Source organism: Acetobacter fabarum, assembly GCF_029069195.1.
GTDB lineage: Bacteria > Pseudomonadota > Alphaproteobacteria > Acetobacterales > Acetobacteraceae > Acetobacter > Acetobacter fabarum_A.
The window spans coordinates 1-529 of the sequence record NZ_JARDYK010000041.1; the positions used below are offsets into that span (position 1 = coordinate 1).

The 529-nt window shown below is 54.8% G+C and carries 1 protein-coding gene; it reads right to left on the reverse strand.

All coding sequences use genetic code 11. The annotated features are described in order from the left end of the window. Positions 1–26: 26 nt before the first annotated feature. Positions 27–529, reverse strand: a 503-nt coding sequence (locus PY793_RS14115) for an integrase core domain-containing protein (RefSeq protein ID WP_275178617.1), incomplete at its 5' end; no start/stop codon positions are given.

Sequence of the window (529 nt, forward strand, 5' to 3'; positions counted from 1 at the left end):
TGACGTGCCCCCCTTTTTGTATCCACTCAAAAGGAGAGTTCCCGTTTTTTATGGCTTGGGGTTGATGGGATGACAAGGGTCTCGGGGGCATGCCCCCGAGACCCTTGTCTGGCGATCTGATCCGGTGTCCTGCCATCCAGTTTGGAATGAGGACGCACCGTATTGTAGTCTTCCCGCCAGTCAGCCAGAACCTGTCGGGCATGGCTGAGAGACGTGAACAGCGTTTCGTTGAGGCATTCATCCCTCAATCGGCCGTTAAAACTTTCGACAAACCCGTTCTGCTGCGGTTTCCCCGGAGCGATATAATGCCATTCGATCTTCATCTCATCGGCCCATTTCAGGATGGCATGGGATGTGAATTCCGTCCCGTTGTCGCTGACAATCATGAGAGGTTTGCCATATCGCTCCACCAGAACCGTCAGTTCCCGCGCCACACGTCCGCCTGACAGCGATGTGTCGGCAACCAATGCCAGGTTCTTGCGACTGAAATCGTCGATAACAGCCAGAATGCGGAACCGGCGACCACAGA